This is a genomic window from Micromonospora sp. CMU55-4, from assembly GCF_011602315.1.
Classification (GTDB): Bacteria; Actinomycetota; Actinomycetes; order Mycobacteriales; family Micromonosporaceae; genus Micromonospora; species Micromonospora chalcea.
On sequence record NZ_JAAOLH010000002.1, the window covers coordinates 169,548 to 185,224 of the forward strand.

General features: G+C 72.0%; 16 protein-coding genes and 1 tRNA gene. 9 read left to right on the forward strand and 8 right to left on the reverse strand.

Annotated elements, in window-relative coordinates; all coding sequences use genetic code 11:
• Positions 1–118 precede the first annotated feature (118 nt).
• Complete coding sequence (locus HA073_RS03950) at positions 119–694, forward strand: TetR family transcriptional regulator (RefSeq protein WP_073826205.1); 576 nt, start codon at positions 119–121, stop codon at positions 692–694.
• Positions 695–757: 63 nt separating this feature from the next.
• On the opposite strand, the gene HA073_RS03955 is transcribed toward HA073_RS03950, so the two are convergent.
• Positions 758–1,966 (reverse strand): amino acid deaminase/aldolase, encoded by a 1,209-nt coding sequence (locus tag HA073_RS03955; protein WP_166455720.1) that lies wholly within the window; start codon positions 1,964–1,966, stop codon positions 758–760.
• Positions 1,967–2,114: 148 nt separating this feature from the next.
• Between HA073_RS03955 and tmk the strand changes: the two genes are divergently transcribed.
• The 6 genes from tmk to HA073_RS03985 all read left to right on the forward strand — a co-directional run bounded on the left by tmk (position 2,115) and on the right by HA073_RS03985 (position 8,177).
• Positions 2,115–4,340, forward strand: coding sequence for a dTMP kinase (tmk, locus tag HA073_RS03960; protein ID WP_240925510.1), 2,226 nt, complete (start codon positions 2,115–2,117; stop codon positions 4,338–4,340).
• A complete protein-coding gene (locus tag HA073_RS03965) occupies positions 4,337–5,635 on the forward strand; it encodes a DNA polymerase III subunit delta' (RefSeq protein ID WP_166455721.1) in 1,299 nt (432 codons plus the stop codon). Before tmk ends, HA073_RS03965 begins: the two co-directional genes overlap by 4 nt.
• A gap of 135 nt (positions 5,636–5,770) precedes the next feature.
• Entirely contained in the window at positions 5,771–6,100 is a 330-nt protein-coding gene (locus HA073_RS03970; RefSeq protein ID WP_013473591.1) for a YbaB/EbfC family nucleoid-associated protein, read from the forward strand.
• Between the two features lies 1 nt (position 6,101).
• Positions 6,102–6,407, forward strand: a complete 306-nt coding sequence (locus tag HA073_RS03975; RefSeq protein ID WP_030503764.1) for a hypothetical protein — start codon at positions 6,102–6,104, stop codon at positions 6,405–6,407.
• A complete protein-coding gene (locus HA073_RS03980) occupies positions 6,407–7,075 on the forward strand; it encodes a hypothetical protein (protein ID WP_064448457.1) in 669 nt (222 codons plus the stop codon). The genes HA073_RS03975 and HA073_RS03980 overlap by 1 nt, the downstream gene beginning before the upstream one ends.
• Before the next feature lie 259 nt (positions 7,076–7,334).
• The gene (locus HA073_RS03985; protein ID WP_043327224.1) at positions 7,335–8,177 is read left to right on the forward strand and encodes a regulatory iron-sulfur-containing complex subunit RicT; all 843 of its coding nucleotides are present in this window, start codon (positions 7,335–7,337) and stop codon (positions 8,175–8,177) included.
• 30 nt (positions 8,178–8,207) lie between these two features.
• Here HA073_RS03985 and HA073_RS03990 read toward each other — a convergent pair whose 3' ends face one another.
• The gene (locus HA073_RS03990; RefSeq protein ID WP_166455722.1) at positions 8,208–9,938 is read right to left on the reverse strand and encodes a metallophosphoesterase; all 1,731 of its coding nucleotides are present in this window, start codon (positions 9,936–9,938) and stop codon (positions 8,208–8,210) included.
• Positions 9,939–10,072: 134 nt separating this feature from the next.
• Here HA073_RS03990 and HA073_RS03995 point away from each other — a divergent pair.
• Both HA073_RS03995 and HA073_RS04000 read left to right on the forward strand, forming a co-directional pair.
• Positions 10,073–10,146: transfer RNA gene (locus HA073_RS03995), tRNA-Thr, on the forward strand.
• 124 nt (positions 10,147–10,270) lie between these two features.
• Complete coding sequence (locus tag HA073_RS04000) at positions 10,271–10,591, forward strand: hypothetical protein (RefSeq protein ID WP_030503768.1); 321 nt, start codon at positions 10,271–10,273, stop codon at positions 10,589–10,591.
• Between the two features lie 44 nt (positions 10,592–10,635).
• Here the strand turns inward: HA073_RS04000 and HA073_RS04005 are convergent, their stop codons facing one another.
• From HA073_RS04005 to HA073_RS04030, 6 genes are all read right to left on the reverse strand, one after another.
• Complete coding sequence (locus HA073_RS04005) at positions 10,636–11,418, reverse strand: hypothetical protein (protein WP_069088066.1); 783 nt, start codon at positions 11,416–11,418, stop codon at positions 10,636–10,638.
• Positions 11,415–11,984, reverse strand: a complete 570-nt coding sequence (locus HA073_RS04010) for an RNA polymerase sigma factor (protein ID WP_069088067.1) — start codon at positions 11,982–11,984, stop codon at positions 11,415–11,417. The genes HA073_RS04005 and HA073_RS04010 overlap by 4 nt, the downstream gene beginning before the upstream one ends.
• A 35-nt stretch (positions 11,985–12,019) precedes the next feature.
• A complete protein-coding gene (locus HA073_RS04015) occupies positions 12,020–13,135 on the reverse strand; it encodes an acyltransferase (protein ID WP_166455723.1) in 1,116 nt (371 codons plus the stop codon).
• A 117-nt stretch (positions 13,136–13,252) separates the two neighbouring features.
• The gene (locus HA073_RS04020; protein WP_166455724.1) at positions 13,253–13,546 is read right to left on the reverse strand and encodes a hypothetical protein; all 294 of its coding nucleotides are present in this window, start codon (positions 13,544–13,546) and stop codon (positions 13,253–13,255) included.
• 452 nt (positions 13,547–13,998) lie between these two features.
• Positions 13,999–14,670: a hypothetical protein gene (locus HA073_RS04025; RefSeq protein WP_166455725.1), complete on the reverse strand. Its 672-nt coding sequence runs from the start codon at positions 14,668–14,670 to the stop codon at positions 13,999–14,001.
• 102 nt (positions 14,671–14,772) lie between these two features.
• A complete protein-coding gene (locus HA073_RS04030) occupies positions 14,773–15,654 on the reverse strand; it encodes an NAD(P)-dependent oxidoreductase (protein ID WP_166455726.1) in 882 nt (293 codons plus the stop codon).
• Positions 15,655–15,677 lie beyond the last annotated feature (23 nt).

The following is a 15,677-nucleotide window of genomic DNA, read 5'->3' on the forward strand; positions in this document are numbered from 1 at the left end:
CGTGCAGATATGTTCATCCGTCGAAGGGGGGTGGCGCCGAGTGTCCACACCAGCCGCCACGACCGGGCCGCTGCGTCGGGTACCGGTGCAGGGTCGAAGTGTCGCGCGGGTCCAGCGGATGCTGGACGCCTGCGCCGAGCTCGTCGACGAGGTGGGGTACGAAGGGCTGACCACGACCCTGCTCGCCGAGCGCGCCGAGGTGGCGATCGGGTCGGTGTACCAGTTCTTTCCGGACAAGCGGGCCATCGTGCAGGCGCTGACGCTGCGGACCATGGAGTCCTACCTCCAGCGGCTCGACGAGCGGTTCGCGTCGGACGATCTGACGCACTGGTGGGACGGCGTCGACGCGGCGATCGACGAGTACATCTCGATGCACCGCACCGTCCCCGGTTTCCGTACCCTGCACTTCGGCGACGTGGTCGACCTGCATCTGCTGGACGACCAGCGGGACAACAACGGTGTCATCGCGGAGCAGCTCGCCCGCGTACTCACCGAGCGTTTCGGCCTGGCCGGGGTGCCCGACCTGCGGTTCCACCTGGAGGTCGCGGTCGAGGCGGCCGATGCCCTGATCAAGCTGGCCTTCCGCCGCCGCACCGACGGCGACGAGCGGGTGCTGGTCGAGGCGAAGGCGCTCATCCGGGAGTACCTGCACCGGCAGGTCAACGCCCCGGCCGAGGCCGTGTCCCAGGGCTGAGCGGCACGCCGAGCGGCGGGTTCCCGGGTGCGCCGGGGCCCGCCGTCGTCACGCCGGGGCCTGTCAGAGGAAGGCGTGGCCCTCGCCCCGGTAGGTGGGCACCGTCGCGACCACCGCGTCCCCGTCGACCAGGTGCACCTCGTTGACGTGCTCGCACATCTCGCCGGCCTTGGCGTGGCGGAACCACACCCGGTCGCCGACGCGCAGGCCGTCCGCGGCGTCCCCGGCGAGCGGCGTCTGCACCTCACCGGCGCCCTCCGCGCCGAGGAGCTTCAGGCCGTCCGGCAGCCAGGGCCGGGGCAGCCGGCTGCTCGCCGCCTGGCCGGAGGCGATCCAGCCGCCGCCGAGCACCGTCGCCAGCCCGGGCGCCGGGCGGCGGACCACCGCGCAGGCGAAGAACGCCGCCGGGGTCGGCCGCCAGGCACGGTACGCGTCGAACAGCGTCGGCCCGTACAGGCCGGAGCCCGCGGTGACCTCGCTGACCGCGGGGTCGGCGCTGGTGGCGGCCACGCTGCCGGTGCCGCCGCCGTTGACGAACTCCAGGTCGGCGTGTTCGCGTACCGCGGCGACCGCGTCCGAGCGGCGGGCCAGCAGTTCCCGGTACGACCCGCGTTGCGCGACCCGGATCGCCGAGCCGAGCACCGCCTGCCCGGGTGGCGCGTCGCCCAGACCGGCGATCTGCGCCTCGTACGACATCAGGCCGACCAGCCGGAAGCCCGGCCGGGCGGCGACGGCGGCGGCGAGCGCGCCGGCCGCCGTGGCGCTGTGCACCGGGGAGCGGCGCACGCCGACGTGCACCCGGCCCCGCAGCGGCCGCCAGGAGGCGTCCAGGTCGAGGCAGACCCGCAGCGCGGGGCGGCGCGCGGGCGGGCAGACCTGGTCGATCAGGTCGAGCTGGGCGGGGTCGTCGACCATCAGCGTCACCGCGTCGGCGAGCGCCGGGTCGGCGGCCAGTTCGGCGAGGCCGGCCCGGTGCGCCGTCGGGTACGCCACCAGCACGTCGTCGCTGACGCCGAAGCGGGCGAGCCAGACCGCCTCGGGCAGGGTGAAGGCCATCACGCCCTGCCAGCCGGGGCGGCCGAGCACGCGGGTGAGCAGCTCGCGGACCCGTACCGACTTGCTGGCCACGCGCAGCGGCTTGCCGTCGGCCCGTCCGGTCAGCGCGCCGGCGTTGGCGTCGAACGCGGAGAGGTCGACCACCGCGTACGGCGGGTCGAGGTGAGCGGTCGCCCGGTCGAGACGCTCGCGAAGTTTGTCACGGTCGATGGCCACGTCTGCACGCTAACTGTCTGGGCGAGAATGCGAAATACCCTCGCGTCTGTCCGGGCTGCGGGCGGTGGTCCCGGCGGCCTAGGCTCAGCGAGCAGGTGAATGTCGCGCAGGCCTGCTCCTCCCGCGCGACTAGAGTGTTCCACCGGGGATGCCCAAACCTGGGCCGGCACGTGGAGGTACGGCCATCGAAAGCCAGAACAACGGCGAGTCGCCCGGCGTGTCGTCGCCCGGGACAGCCGCCGACCACTCCGGCGTCGCCGCCATCCGCTCGGTGCTGCGCATCCGGCCGTTCCGCAGGCTGTGGATCGTCCTCAGCGCCGCCTCCTTCGGCGACTGGCTCGGTCTGCTCGCCACCGCGCTGTTCGCCGCCTCCCAGGTCTCCGGTAGCACCGCCCAGGGCGCCGCGTTCGGCGGTGTGACAGCGATCCGGCTGCTCCCGGCGCTGGTGCTCGGCCCGGTGGCGGGCGTGTTCGCCGACCGGTTCGACCGCCGGTGGACGATGGTCATCTGCGACCTGCTGCGCTTCGTGCTGTTCGCCTCGATCCCGCTCTACGCGCTGACCGGTGCCGCCGGCGGGCTGGTGGTCGGCTGGGCGCTGATCGCCACGTTCCTGATCGAGTCGATCACGCTGATGTGGATCCCGGCCAAGGAAGCGGCGGTTCCCAACCTCATCCCGCGTACCCGGCTGGAAGCGGCGAACCAGCTCACGCTGATCACCACGTACGGCCTCACGCCGGTGGCCGCGGCCATCGCGCTGGCCGTGCTGGACCGGGGCGTCCGCGGCGCGGTCGGCGGCGACCTGCCGAACTGGGCCGAGCCGGCCCAGCTCGCGCTCTGGTTCAACGCGTTCTCCCGGCTGGCCACCGCGCTCGTGGTGGCGTTCGGGATCAAGGAGATCAGCCACGCCCAGCGCGGCGAGGCCGAGCGCTCCGAGCAGAGCATGTTCCGGCAGTTCTCCGAGGGCTGGAAGTACATCGGCCAGACCCCGCTCGTCCGCGGCCTGGTGCTGGGCATCTTCGGCGCGTTCGCCGGCGGCGGCATCGTGGTCGGCACGGCCAAGTTCTTCGCCAACTCGCTCGGCGCCGGTGACGCCGCGTTCTCGCTGCTCTTCGGCGCGATCTTCGTCGGCCTGGCGCTCGGCATCGGCCTCGGTCCGATGATCGTGCGGGACATGTCCCGCCGCCGCTGGTTCGGCATGAGCATCGTGCTCGCCAGCGCCTCGGTGCTGGTGCTCGCGTTCGCCATCCACCTGTCGATGGCCATCCTCGGCGCGATCCTGGTCGGCGCGGGCGCCGGCATGGCGTTCCTGGCCGGCACCACGCTGCTCGGCGGCGAGGTCGCCGACGAGGTACGCGGGCGCGTCTTCGCGGTGGTGCAGATCGGCACCCGGCTGGTGCTGATCCTCGCCATCGCGCTCAGCAGCCTCCTGGTCGGCGTCGGCGGCTCCCGCCAGCTCACCATCGCCGACCTGGGCATCTCCATCTCCTCGACGCGCCTGCTGCTGCTCGCCGCCGGCGCGGCCGGCATCATCGCCGGCATCAGCGCGTTCGGCCAGATGGACGACAAGAAGGGCGTGCCGGTCCTCGCCGACCTGTGGGGCTCGATCCGGGGCCGCCCGCTGATGCCGGCCGAGCCGTTCGTCTCCAGCGGTCTCTTCGTGGTCTTCGAGGGCGGCGAGGGCGCCGGCAAGTCCACCCAGCTCGCCGTGCTCGCCGAGCGCCTGCGCGCGCAGGGGCGGGACGTGGTGGTCACCCGCGAGCCGGGCGCCACACCGGTCGGTGAGCGGATCCGCTCGCTGGTGCTTGACACCGGCACGGCCGAGGCGCCGTCGCCGCGCGCCGAGGCGCTGCTCTACGCCGCCGACCGGGCGCACCACGTCGCGACCGTCGTCCGCCCGGCGCTCGTGCGCGGCGCGGTGGTGATCAGTGACCGGTACGTCGACTCGTCGCTGGCCTACCAGGGCGCCGGCCGGACGCTGCCGGTGGACGAGGTCTCCTGGCTCTCGTCCTGGGCCACCGGTGGGCTCAAGCCCGATCTGGTGGTGCTGCTCGACGTCGAGCCGCGTACCGGCCTGAGCCGGGTGGAGACGCGCAACGAGGGGGCCGACCGGCTGGAGGCCGAGTCGCTGACGTTCCACGAGCGCGTCCGGTACGCCTTCCTCGACCTGGCCGCCGGTGACCCGAAGCGTTACCTCGTGCTCGACGCGTCCCGGCCGGTGGACGAGATCGCCGACGCGGTGGCCCGCCGGGTGGGTGAGCTCCTCGCCGACCCGGGCGGGATCGTGCACCCGCGTCCGGCGCAGGGCCCGGACACCTCGGTCCAGCCTGAGTTATCCGACGCGGAGCTGGTGACGATGGAGCAACCCCGAAGATGACCGACGTCTTCGGCGATCTGGTCGGGCAGGACGAGGCGGTGGACACGCTGCGGCGGGCCGCCGCCTCGGCCGCCGCGCTGCTGCGCGCCGCCGTGCCCGTCGCGGCCGGCGCGCCGGCGGGCGGGTACGACGACCTCGACGCGCTCGCCGAGGAGTTCGACGGCGCCGACGCCGATCCGCCTCCGGCGCCCGCCGCTGAAGCCGATCCCGGCGCCGGGATGACCCACGCCTGGATCTTCACCGGGCCGCCCGGATCCGGCCGGTCGGTGGCCGCCCGCGCGTTCGCCGCCGCCCTGCAGTGCGTGCACGGCACCGGATGCGGCAGCTGCCCCGGCTGCCACACCACGCTCACCGGCACGCACGCCGACGTGCGCCTCGTCGTTCCGGACGGGCTCTCCATCGGTGTCGGCGAGATGCGCGCGCTGGTGCTCAGGGCGGCGAGCACGCCGTCCGGCGGCCGGTGGCAGGTAGTGATCATCGAGGACGCCGACCGGCTCACCGAGGCCGCCGGCAACGCGCTGCTCAAGGCGATCGAGGAGCCGCCGCCGCGTACCGTCTTCCTGCTCTGCGCCCCGTCCACCCACCCCGACGACATCTCCGTGACCATCCGGTCGCGCTGCCGCGTCGTACCGTTGCGCCAGCCGCCGCCGGCCGCGGTGGCCGAGGTGCTGGTCCGCCGGGACGGCGTCGCGCCGGACGTGGCCGAGTGGGCCGCGGCGGCCGCGCAGGGGCACGTGGGCCGGGCCCGGCGGCTGGCCCGCGACCCGGAGGCCCGGCAGCGGCGCGACGCGGTGCTGGCCGTGCCGCGCCGGCTGACCGGCGTGGGCGCGGCGTTCGACGCCGCCTCGGCGCTGATCGAGGCCGCCGAGGCGGAGGCCGCCGCCTCGGTCGTCGAGATCGACGAGGCGGAGCGTACGGCGTTGCAGACCGCGCTCGGTGCGGGCGGCACCGGCCGGGGCGCGGCCGGCGCCATGCGCGGCGCGGCCGGCCAGCTCAAGGATCTGGAGAAGCGGCAGAAGTCGCGGGCCACCCGTGCCCAGCGGGACGCGCTCGACCGGGCGCTGGTCGACCTGGCCGGGTTCTACCGCGATGCGCTCACCATGGCGTTGCGGGCGCCGGTCGCCCCGGTGCACACCGACACCGCGGCGCTGGCCGGCGCGGGCGCGCAGAAGTGGGACGCCGAGGGCTCGCTGCGCCGCTTGGAGGCGGTGCTGGAGTGCCGGGCGGCGATCGAGGCGAACGTCAAGCCGCGGATCGCGGTGGAGGCGATGATGCTCGCCCTCTGGCGCGGCTGACCCACGCCCGCTCCACGCTGTCCACAGGGCATCGACACGCGCGATTGGCGTGCGGTACGGTCCCCGGTGATGCCGCCGTGATCGAGGCGGCACGCTCAGTGATGTTGGGGCCGACCGGCCGGGAGGAGTCCGCCGATGCCGCGGGGCGAGATCGACGAGGCCTGGATCGAGGAGGCGGTGCGGCGCTACCGCCGCATCGAGAACCTGCAGGCCGAGTTCGACCAGGCGGTGGCCACTGTCGAGGTCACCGTCCGCTCGCCCGACGGCCTTGTCGAGGTGGTGGTGACAGCCGGTGGGCGCATCACCGACGTGCGTTTCCTCGGGCCGCTGCATCACCGCAGCCCACGTGACGTGGCCGGATCGGTGCAGGCGGCGGTCACCGCCGCCGCCGACGCGGCGCAGTGGGCGCGGGAGAAGCTGCACAACGAGACGTTCGCGGCCTACCGGCCGCTGGCGGGAGCCTGACATGGAGACGCTGCGCGCCCTGGCCGCCCGCCTCGACGAGGCCGGCGCGACCCTCGCCACGCTGGCCCGTACGGTCACCGCCACCGACCCGCCGCACCCCGCGTTCGGCGCGCACGCCGCCGGCCGGCCCGGTGAGGTGGGCCGCGCGCTGCACCGGCAGTGGACCGCCGCCACCGCCGACCGAGCGCGCGAGGCACAGGCTGCCGCCGTCCGGCTGGCCGCCGCCGCGGCCGCGCTGCGCAGCGCCGCCGACCGCTATGCCGCCGCCGACGACGGCGTGGCCCGGCGGCTGGCCCGGGAGGCCTGATGGACGCGCTCGACCGCCTCGCGGAGCCGGGGCTCGACCTGCTCGCCCGCGTCGACACGCTGCTCGCCGCCGGCGCACCCGAGGGCCACCGCCTCTGGCCGCTGCTGCGCCGCATGCAGGTGCTCCCCGGCGCGGCCGTGCGCGAGTTCCTCGACCTGCACCCCGCGCCGCTGACCGACGCCGGCCACGCCGTGCGCCGGCTCGTCCGGGGGTACGACGACACCTGCGCCCTGCTCGGCGACCAGGTCGCCTGGTCCGGCGCCGCCGCGTCGGCGTACGACGAGGCGCGCGCAACACTGCTCCGGCACCTGGACGAGGGGCCGGAGAGCCTGGTCGGGCGGCTGGAGTCGACGGCGAGTTACGCGGACGCGCTGGCCGGCTGGGTGGAGGGCAGCCGGGTCGCGCTGGCCCGCGCGCTGGCCGAGGTGCTGGGTTCGTCCGAAGCGGTCGCCGTGCACGCGGCGACCCGGCCCGGCGTCCACGCCGGACCGGCCGGGGCGTCGGCCGCGGCCGAGATCGCCACCCGGATCCTGGGCGTGCTCGGAGTCGCCTACGACGGCGCCGAGACGCTGCTGCGTCAGTGGGGGCCGAGCCTCGCGGAGACGGTCTGGCGGGATCGGCCGGCGGTCGCGCCGCACTACGGCGGCACCACCCGAATCGGCTACTGACGGTCCACGGCGCCGCGCGCCGGACCGGCCGTGGCCGGGCAACGGCGGCGACGCCGTGGACTTCCCCTGCACCCCCCGCAGGTATGTCTTCACTCAACGCTGTCGGCAGACGCTTGTCCCGGCGGCGGGCGAGGTTTCAGCCGTCCGGGCGAGGCGAAGGGGCGATTCGGCCGGGTCGACGGAGCCGATCGCCGCTGTCGGTGACCGTACGGCGACCGCCCGCCGTACGGCGGGCCCCGATCCGCGTAGGGTGGGGCGCATGGGCATGCTCTGCGCGGTCAGTTTCAACCGGTACGGGCGCCTCTACTACCTCGACCCGGGCGAGCTGCGCCCGCAGGTGGGCGACCGGGTGCTGGTGCCCACCGACGAGGGGCCCGAGGTGGCCGAGTGCGTCTGGGCGGCCCAGTGGGTCACCGAGGACACCGACGGATTCCCGAAACTCGCCGGGCTCGCCGAGGACGACGATCTGCGCCGCGACGAGATGCTGCGCCGGCGCAAGGCCGAGGCGAAGGTGGCCGCCAAGCGGCTGATCCGCGAACACGGCCTGCCGATGAAGGTGGTAGCCGTCGACCACGTCCTGGCCACGCCGGAGAACGGCAGCGACCGCACCACCATCTACTTCACCGCGCCGCACCGGGTCGACTTCCGTTCCCTGGTCCGTGACCTGGGCGCCACCCTGCACTGCCGGGTCGAGCTGCGGCAGCTGTCCGCCCGCGACTCGGCACGGGTGCAGGGCGGCATCGGCTCCTGCGGGCGTGACCTGTGCTGCGCCACGTTCCTGACCGACTTCGAGCCGGTGACCATCCGGATGGCGAAGGACCAGGACCTGCCGCTCAACCCGCTGCGCATCTCCGGCGCGTGCGGGCGGCTGATGTGCTGCCTGAAGTACGAGCACCCGCTGTACCAGAAGTTCCAGGAGACGGCCCCCGCGGTCGGCAGCCGGGTGTCCACGCCGCAGGGTGAGGGCAAGGTGGTCGGCCACAGCGTCCCGCGCGACGCGGTGACGGTCCGCCTGGACGCCGACGGCTCCCGCTCGATGTGCTCGCGGGCGTCGGTGTGCGGCCCCAGACAGGCCCACGACCAGCACTACCCCCAGCCCTGACCCTCCCGCCCCTTCGGCGGCGATCAGGGGTCAGCGGATGACGATGGGGGGTTCGGCCAGGCGGGGGGTCAGCGGGGTCTTCGGGGTCAGCCAGGAGGCGGTGGGGGACTGGTCGGGGTTGAGCTGCCAGTCGTGGGACACCTTGTCCACGGCGATCGGGTAGATCGTCAACGTGCCGTCCGGGTCGATCCGGAACCGCAGGAACGCCTTCGAGTCCTCGATGCCCTGGGCGGCGAACAACTCGTTCAGGTTGACCCCGAACGCGCCGGCCACCAGCAGGTACAGCGCCACGAGCTGGCTGGCGACCAGACCGCTCACCGGCCCGTAGAGCACCGCTGCGGCGACCGCCGGCAGCGGCCACGGCCAGTCGTAGAACGGCAGCTGCAACCAGACCCACGTGCCGCCGGCGGCGAGAGCTATCTGGGCCAGTCCGTGCGCCACCCCGAGGATCCAGTGGCGGGCGTGCCGCTTCCCGCCCGCCGTCGGCGGCTTGGCGAAGAACACAGCGCCCATCATCGCCACCACCAGCATGATCGCCAGCGGCACGCTGAACAGCCGCTGCTCGGTGGTGCCCACCCGCTGCACCGCCACGCCGGCCATGGCCAGCATCAGCAGCGTGTGCAGGGTGCCGAGCAGCGTGGTGAAGCCCGGGTTGCGGAACGGCAGCCGGGCGAAGATGCCCCAGCCGTACCGGCGGGAGCGGGCCTTGTCCGGGTAGCGCGCGGCCAGGTCGTACTCCTGGGTGTTGCTGGCCCGCCGGGTCAGCGTGTCACGCGGCGGGACCTCCAGCTTCTCCGGCAGCCGGTGCGTGGGGTAGAGGTAGGCGCCGCCACCTCCGCACGTGACGAGCTGCCGGTCCGCCCCGGCGTAGCGGGCGTAGTGGTGCAGGTCGCCGGAGACCAGCACCCGCACCTGCGCGCCGGTCGGCGCGACGAGGGTACGGATGAAGTAGTCGATCGAGTCGTACGCGTTGGGGTGGTCCACGGCCTTGACCCACGTCGGCGCCGGCACCGCCAGGATCACCTTGGATTCCGGGGTGAGCTTGCGGGCCACCTCGTCGAAGTAGGTGAGCTGCGGGTCGTCCAGGTACGAGCCGGACTGGTCGTCGAGGCCGAGCAGCCACCAGCCGGCCGGCAGCTCGACCGCGAAGTACGAGCGGGACTGGCCGGTGCCCCAGCCGCCGAAGTGCCGGTCCCGGGTCCGCACGAACAGCCGCAGGAACGCGGTCAGCCCGTCGTACCAGTCGTGGTTGCCCGGCACCGCGAACAGCGTCGGCTGCTCCGGCGGAGCGACCGGCAGCGCGGACTGGTACGGGCCCTTGCAGCGGTCCTCGTACGCCTCGTAGCCCGCCGCCGGGTAGACCTGGTCACCACCCATCACCAGCGTCTGCGCCCGCGGAAGGCGATGCCCGTCCACCGTCAGCTCCGGCTGGGCGAGCAGGTACGCCACCGAGTACGTGGCGTCGAAGCCGTCACCCAGGTCGGCCACGTAGTCGAGCCAGAGCCCGCCGTCCGGCCCGACCTGCCGGAACGTGCCGTCGCCGAACGCGTTCTGCAGCTCGCGCTTGTCCAGGTACGCCCCGAACAGCATCGCCAGCAGCGTACGCAGGCCGGTGCTGATCAACAGCAGCGGCGCGAGCCAGGGCACCGGCCGGCGCGGGGTGAAGCCCAACTCCTGCGGGTCGATCTTGCGGGGGCGGCGGGTGGCGCGCTCGCCGGGATGCGCCTCGGGGGCCGCTGGCCGCGGCGGTTCGTCGGTCACCCGCCGCAGGGTAGTCGGGACGCGGCGCGAAGTCTCTCCCGTGACGGGGCGGATGTGGCTCGGTGTCCGGGGTTCGGAGGCGGGGGGATCCGGTTCGGCTTCGGCCGGGGAGTGCCGTACACTTTACGATCGTTGCCGCCTTAGCTCAGTCGGCTAGAGCGACGCACTCGTAATGCGTAGGTCGACGGTTCGATTCCGTCAGGCGGCTCGGTACAGAATCCCAGGTCATCGGCCTGGGATTCGCCGTTTCCGGGGCGGACAACAGCGCCCTTCGACGGAGATGGGCTTCCGGAAGAGGAGTGGTTGGCGGCAGCGCGGCCTACGCTGCCGGAATGAAGGTGGGCAGGGTCTGGCGGGTGCACCACCGCAGCGAGTTGGTCGGTGAGGTCGATGAGCGGGAGCTCGACTTCCCCTGGATCCGCGGCCGCTTTCGGCCAGAGCCTGCTTTCCGACCACTGCGACCGATTTTCGCGGCATGGATCGAGGCCGTGAACTCCGGGGATGTTGAGGCATTGCGCCAGGCGCACGAGGCCATCTATCCGGCCGTGACGATGACTGACCCGACCGGGCGCGAGGTGCCATGGTTCATCTTGGTCATCGAAGGGGACGAGGCGCGCTTCCGGTGGCGTGATGAGCCCGTCACTGATCGGTAGCAAACCGGCCAGCACGTGGGCGGGCGGGGCCTGCCGAGCCACCCTCAGTCCAGCTTCGGTTGTTCGTACAGTTCGCGGGCGGACAGGATCACCGCGCTGCCGTCTGCGAGGCGGACGGTCAGTGTGGTGGTGTTGCTGCTCGACTCATCGAGGCCTTCGGGGTACCAGGCGCCGAAGTAACCGTCGCGAACGGTTGCGCGCGCCGTCCGTGACGAATCGCCATCCTCGGTCCGCAAGTTGATCTCCACGCTCGTCACCTGTGAGCCGACGTGTCCCGCCATGATCCGGACGTAGCCTTCGTCGGTGCGTAGCTGACCCCACGAGTACAGCTCGACACCCCCGGCGCCGAGCCGCTCGGTGCTGGTCAGCACGGTCAGGATGCTGGTATTCGTCACGTCCCCGTTGCGATCGCGGAAGCATGTCTGGCTTCCAGCCGGCGACACGGCGTTCACGTATGCGTACTCGCCGCGTTTTTCACCGATGACCACCCTTGCGACGCTCGCGTCCTGGGCAGGCAGGCATTTGCCGGCGATGTCGCGTGCCTCGGTATCCGAGATCGGACTCGGCTCGGGCGTCCACGACGCAAACGCGGGACCAGCGTTGAGAAATGTCAGGGTGAAGGCGACAGCGGCGGCGAGCGCTCCGGCCGCGCCGGCGATCGCCAGGCGAGGCCGACGGTGCGGTGTGCGCGCTGGTGCCGGGCGCGGTCGCCGATCAGTGGCGACGATCCGCTCGAGCAATTCTCGCGCGGGTTCCTGCGCGACGCGTGCGGGCACCGGGACGGCGGCAGAGCGGATTGTCCGGGCGAGGACGTCGTCGTGGGTCATGCGGAGCCTCCGCGTCGTGAAGGGCCGGCCGGTGCAGGGACGCTTGTGGGTTCGCTGATCGGCCGCTGACCAAGATGCTGACGCAGGCGGCGACGGGCGCGCAGCAGGCGCAAACTGAACGCGGGCCGGGAAATGCCCAGTACGTGTGCTGCCTGCGGCCCGGTGAGGTCTTCGATCGCGGTCAGCGTCAGCACTTCCTGATCGGCCGATGACAGGCGCTGCCAAGCCTTCACCAGGTCGACGCGGGTAGCCGCGAGGTCGGCCTCGGCGCTGCTCGGAGCATCGGGTTCCTGGAGGACGCGAAGCGCGAGGCTCTGCTGCCGCTGGTCGCTGCGCTGCCGATTGTGCAGAACATTGCGGGCGACGGTGAACAGCCAGGCGCGGGCCTCGCCGAGTGACTTCGGTACTTCGTCCAAGCGGCGCCACGCTATCAAGAACGTCTCGGCGACCACGTCTTCGGCAACGGCGAGGTGTGCACGGCGTTCGACGAAGAGCAGCAAATCGTCATACGCGGCCTCGAACAGCTCGCGGAAGGCGGAATCGGCCTCCGCGGTCGTCGGATCCACACCCTTCCTCGTGTTCGGCGCGTGGCGTCTGGTGCTCATAGTCGTCGCCGGTCCAATACGAAGCCGCGGATCAAGGGTGCGAGTGGGCGCTCGACGAAGCGATGGACAAGCCAGGCTGCCGCCAGCAGCCCAAGCACGGTGCCGCCGATCAGTATCGACGCGGGAAGGTTGGTTTCCTCGTACACGTTGCGGATCACGCTGTATCCAATGCGCGGGTGCAAGAGGTAGAAGGGGTAGCTGATGGCACCCGCAATGGCCAGCCAGCGCATTCTCACCCGGTCGGTGTAGCCGAGCGCGATGACGAGCATCAGAAGGTACACCCCGGTGAGCAGTACCGGTGCCGGCCAGACGGGCACCTCGAAGCCGGGCTTCAACTCCAGGGTCCGCCCGTACACGCGCTGCAGGCTGACCAGCCACGTGGCGAGTAGCAGCACCCACAGCCATGGATCGGATCGGTTGCGGCGAAGCAGGAACAGGGTGATTCCGGCGATGAAGTACGGCGCGAAGTCGGACATCACGACCTCGTCCAGGGCGGCACCCCGGAAGACGGGCATGACCACGGCGACTGCCAGCCACACCGCGCCGAATATTTTTACTCCCCGCTCGGTCGGCTTGGCCGCAAGAATGCACGCCGCGATCAGATAGAACCGGAGCTCGATCCAGAGGGTCCAGTACACGGTGTCGACAAGCGGCGTGTTGAGGGGCTCCGCCAACATGGTCAGGTTGACCAGCACGCCCCACCCGTCCGGCAGAGGTGGGAAAGGCAGCCCGCCACTGATCGGCAGCACTGCCGCCACGGCTGTCGTGGTCAGCACGCACACCCAGAACGCCGGATAGAGTCGCGCGACGCGGGAGGCAGCGAACTCGCGAACGGTACGCCCCCAGCCGCTCATGAGGATCACAAATCCGCTGATCAGAAAGAACGTCTCGACTCCGAGGAAGCCATAGATCAGCACCGGTGCCGCGTCCGGCAGGAAGTATGCCGGCGGGCGCACGCCGTCCAACCTCCATGAGTCGCCGAAGTGGTATCCGGCCACCGCAAGAGCACAGATCAGCCGCAACCCGTCCAGCACGTACAACCGGGGCGCCCGCCCGGGAGGGCTGCTGACGGGCGGCGTCGTCGGCGCGCGGTCGAGCACCGCGGTCGTCATACTCTGCTCCTGTCCTGGACACACGACTGCATCCAGGACAGACATGTGCAGCACCGCGTCAAGTGCTACAGGTGATCACCGTCACGGGTGGTTCGACCGGATCTGGCGCCTCTGGCCTCAGCCGATGTGCAGCAGCAACACCTGGTCGTCGCGGAGTTCGGAGATGCTGTCGCGCAACAGCCTCAGCCCATCCAAACCGGCCGTGCCGCTCTCCTCGAAGTCCAGCCCCATTTCCTCGAAGTGAGCGGCCAACTCCGCCTCGCCGTGCCCGGCGGGGTCGAGCTGATCCAGGAACCGCTTGTGTGCGGGAGTGATGAGCACGGTCAGGTCGTGCACCTTGTTGATGGCCGCCGACTCGGCATCGAACTCCGACTGCTCCAGGTCTACGTCGCGCTCCTCCAGATAGCTCAAGACGTGCAGCATGCAGTACCCGGACCAGTCGTACTCCTCCCGCGGCTCGCGTCCGTGTTCGGCGAGGTAGGAGCCGAGTGACGACGACGATGTGCGGGCTAGGTGGGCCAACTCGGGGATGCTTCTCCTGGGAACCAGGGTCAGTGACGCGACAGCAGACAACGCACCCTCCGTCGTACGAACTCTGCCGGGCAGGCTACGGGGAGGGAGCGACAACGTGTCGGCGGATCGTTGCGGCGGCCGATGGCTCCCTAGCCATCCGTACAGGCAAGGAAAGCCGCAGGCGCTGACGGCACCGACCCATGTCGTAAGCGCCTGTTACGGTGCGCCGCAGTTGGCCGGTCAGAGCAACCCCACGCAGACCCACGAGCCCGAGGTGAGCGGCCCGCATCCATTCCGCATCTCGCGTTGCGACCGCCTTGCCCAGCCGGTTGGCGACGGCGTCCAGGTCGTCACCGAACAGAGCCACGTACACCTCCAGGTGATGGTGCGGGGGAGCCGGACAAGACGGCGGCAGCGGCCCAGGCCAGCAGCAAGCCCATGGTCAGGCCGGGCGGCAGGTACCAGAACGTGAGGAAGCCGGCTGGTGGCGTCAACGGCAGTGCCGCGACGAGCGCCCATGCGACGCGGCGCGACAGCACGCCGCGACGCAGCCCCTGCAGCCCGCACCAGACGGTGCCCACCAGCGCCGTCAACAGGGCCACGAGGTCGAACAACCACCCGTACCCGGGGGTGCTGTATTCCAGGCCGATCGCGATGCCTGCGGTGAGGAGCCCGTACCTCGTCAGGCGGCGGGGCATCGCGGTGGCGTGGCCGGTGACCGTCCAGACGAGCGGCAGCGCCAGCAGCACGGACACGAAGAAGGGCCCGCGCCAGATCCACGCCGGCTCCCCACCGTCGAACAACGGCAGGTTCTCGGCCATCCATCGCGACGGAGCGGGTAGGGAGCTGACGGCGCGGCCGCCGCCGACCTCCCACTGCGTGGCCATCGCGGCGCCGAGCACCGCCGCGATCACCGGCGCGAGAACCGCCAGGACGCGCCGCCAGCGGGCGACCGGCAACTTGCCCTCGACGCCGGTCGGGCCGGCACGATCGGGTACGCGCTGCGGATGCTTCTGTCGCATCGGACGATCGTCATTGCGTCGCTGGGAATTCTCATCAGGGGAACAGCCGAGATCACCATCGGTGTATCGGCTGTCCACGTGGGTTGTCTCGGTCCGTGGCGGTCAACGCACCAGCAGGTCGATGACGCCCGTCAGGTCCTCGTCGCCGCTGCCCTCGGCCAGGCGGCGGCGCATCAGCGCGAAGTAGGGGCTGAGCAGTTCCGGGCTGACGCCCTGCTCTTCAGCGGTGCGCAGGAACGACGGCGTGCCGGCCACCTGCATGGCGAGGGTGGAGACGACACCCTTCGTGTAGTCGCCGCTGCGCAGCTGGTCGGCGGTCTGGTGGACGGCCGGGGCCATCGCGACGAGCCAGTCGGCGAGCAGCGGGGCCAGCGACGCGGGGTCGATGTCCTCGCGGCGGATCAGGGCGAAGGCGTGCGCCGCCCCGGCGAACATTCCGTACATGGCGCTGAGCAGGGCGACGTCGTGCAGGGCGGCGAAGCCCGCGTCCGGGCCGACGTAGGTGGTGCCGGCCGGGACGGCGAGCGTCTCCCGGTGCCGTTCGAACAGCTCGCGGGAGCCGCTGTAGAAGACGTAGCCGCCGGCGTCCGGGACGCCGATCATCGGAGGAACGGCCATGATTCCGCCGTCCAGGTAGCGGGCCCCGCGCTCGCGGGCCCAGTCGGCTCGGGCGCGGGCCTGGGCGGGCGTACCCGTGGTCAGGTTGACCAGATCCCTGCCGGCCAGGTCGGCGCCGGCCAGCACCTCCTCGACCGAGGTGTCGTCCAGCAGGCAGACGACGACAAGGGTGTTCGCGGCGACGGCCTCGGCGGCGCTGTTCGCGACCGTCGCTCCCTCGGCGGAGATCGCCGCGGCGCGGGCCGGGGTGCGGTTCCAGACGGTGAGCGGGTGGCGGGCGGCGAGCCAGGCGCGGGCCAGCGCGGCGCCCATCGCGCCGAGGCCCAGCAGCGTCACGGGCGTCTTCTCCACAGTGTCGTGTGCCATGCCGAAAAGGCTGGTCGCAGGCC

Excerpts from the sequence above, each read along its gene's own strand:
- HA073_RS03950 (WP_073826205.1), top strand. The coding sequence starts at position 119 with ATGCTGGACGCCTGCGCCGAGCTCGTCGACGAGGTGGGGTACGAAGGG.
- tmk (WP_240925510.1), top strand. The coding sequence starts at position 2,115 with ATGCCCAAACCTGGGCCGGCACGTGGAGGTACGGCCATCGAAAGCCAG.
- HA073_RS03965 (WP_166455721.1), top strand. The coding sequence starts at position 4,337 with ATGACCGACGTCTTCGGCGATCTGGTCGGGCAGGACGAGGCGGTGGAC.
- HA073_RS03970 (WP_013473591.1), top strand. The coding sequence starts at position 5,771 with ATGCCGCGGGGCGAGATCGACGAGGCCTGGATCGAGGAGGCGGTGCGG.
- HA073_RS03975 (WP_030503764.1), top strand. The coding sequence starts at position 6,102 with ATGGAGACGCTGCGCGCCCTGGCCGCCCGCCTCGACGAGGCCGGCGCG.
- HA073_RS03980 (WP_064448457.1), top strand. The coding sequence starts at position 6,407 with ATGGACGCGCTCGACCGCCTCGCGGAGCCGGGGCTCGACCTGCTCGCC.
- HA073_RS03985 (WP_043327224.1), top strand. The coding sequence starts at position 7,335 with ATGGGCATGCTCTGCGCGGTCAGTTTCAACCGGTACGGGCGCCTCTAC.
- HA073_RS04000 (WP_030503768.1), top strand. The coding sequence starts at position 10,271 with ATGAAGGTGGGCAGGGTCTGGCGGGTGCACCACCGCAGCGAGTTGGTC.
- HA073_RS04005 (WP_069088066.1), bottom strand. The coding sequence starts at position 11,418 with ATGACCCACGACGACGTCCTCGCCCGGACAATCCGCTCTGCCGCCGTC.
- HA073_RS04015 (WP_166455723.1), bottom strand. The coding sequence starts at position 13,135 with ATGACGACCGCGGTGCTCGACCGCGCGCCGACGACGCCGCCCGTCAGC.
- HA073_RS04025 (WP_166455725.1), bottom strand. The coding sequence starts at position 14,670 with ATGCGACAGAAGCATCCGCAGCGCGTACCCGATCGTGCCGGCCCGACC.
- HA073_RS04030 (WP_166455726.1), bottom strand. The coding sequence starts at position 15,654 with ATGGCACACGACACTGTGGAGAAGACGCCCGTGACGCTGCTGGGCCTC.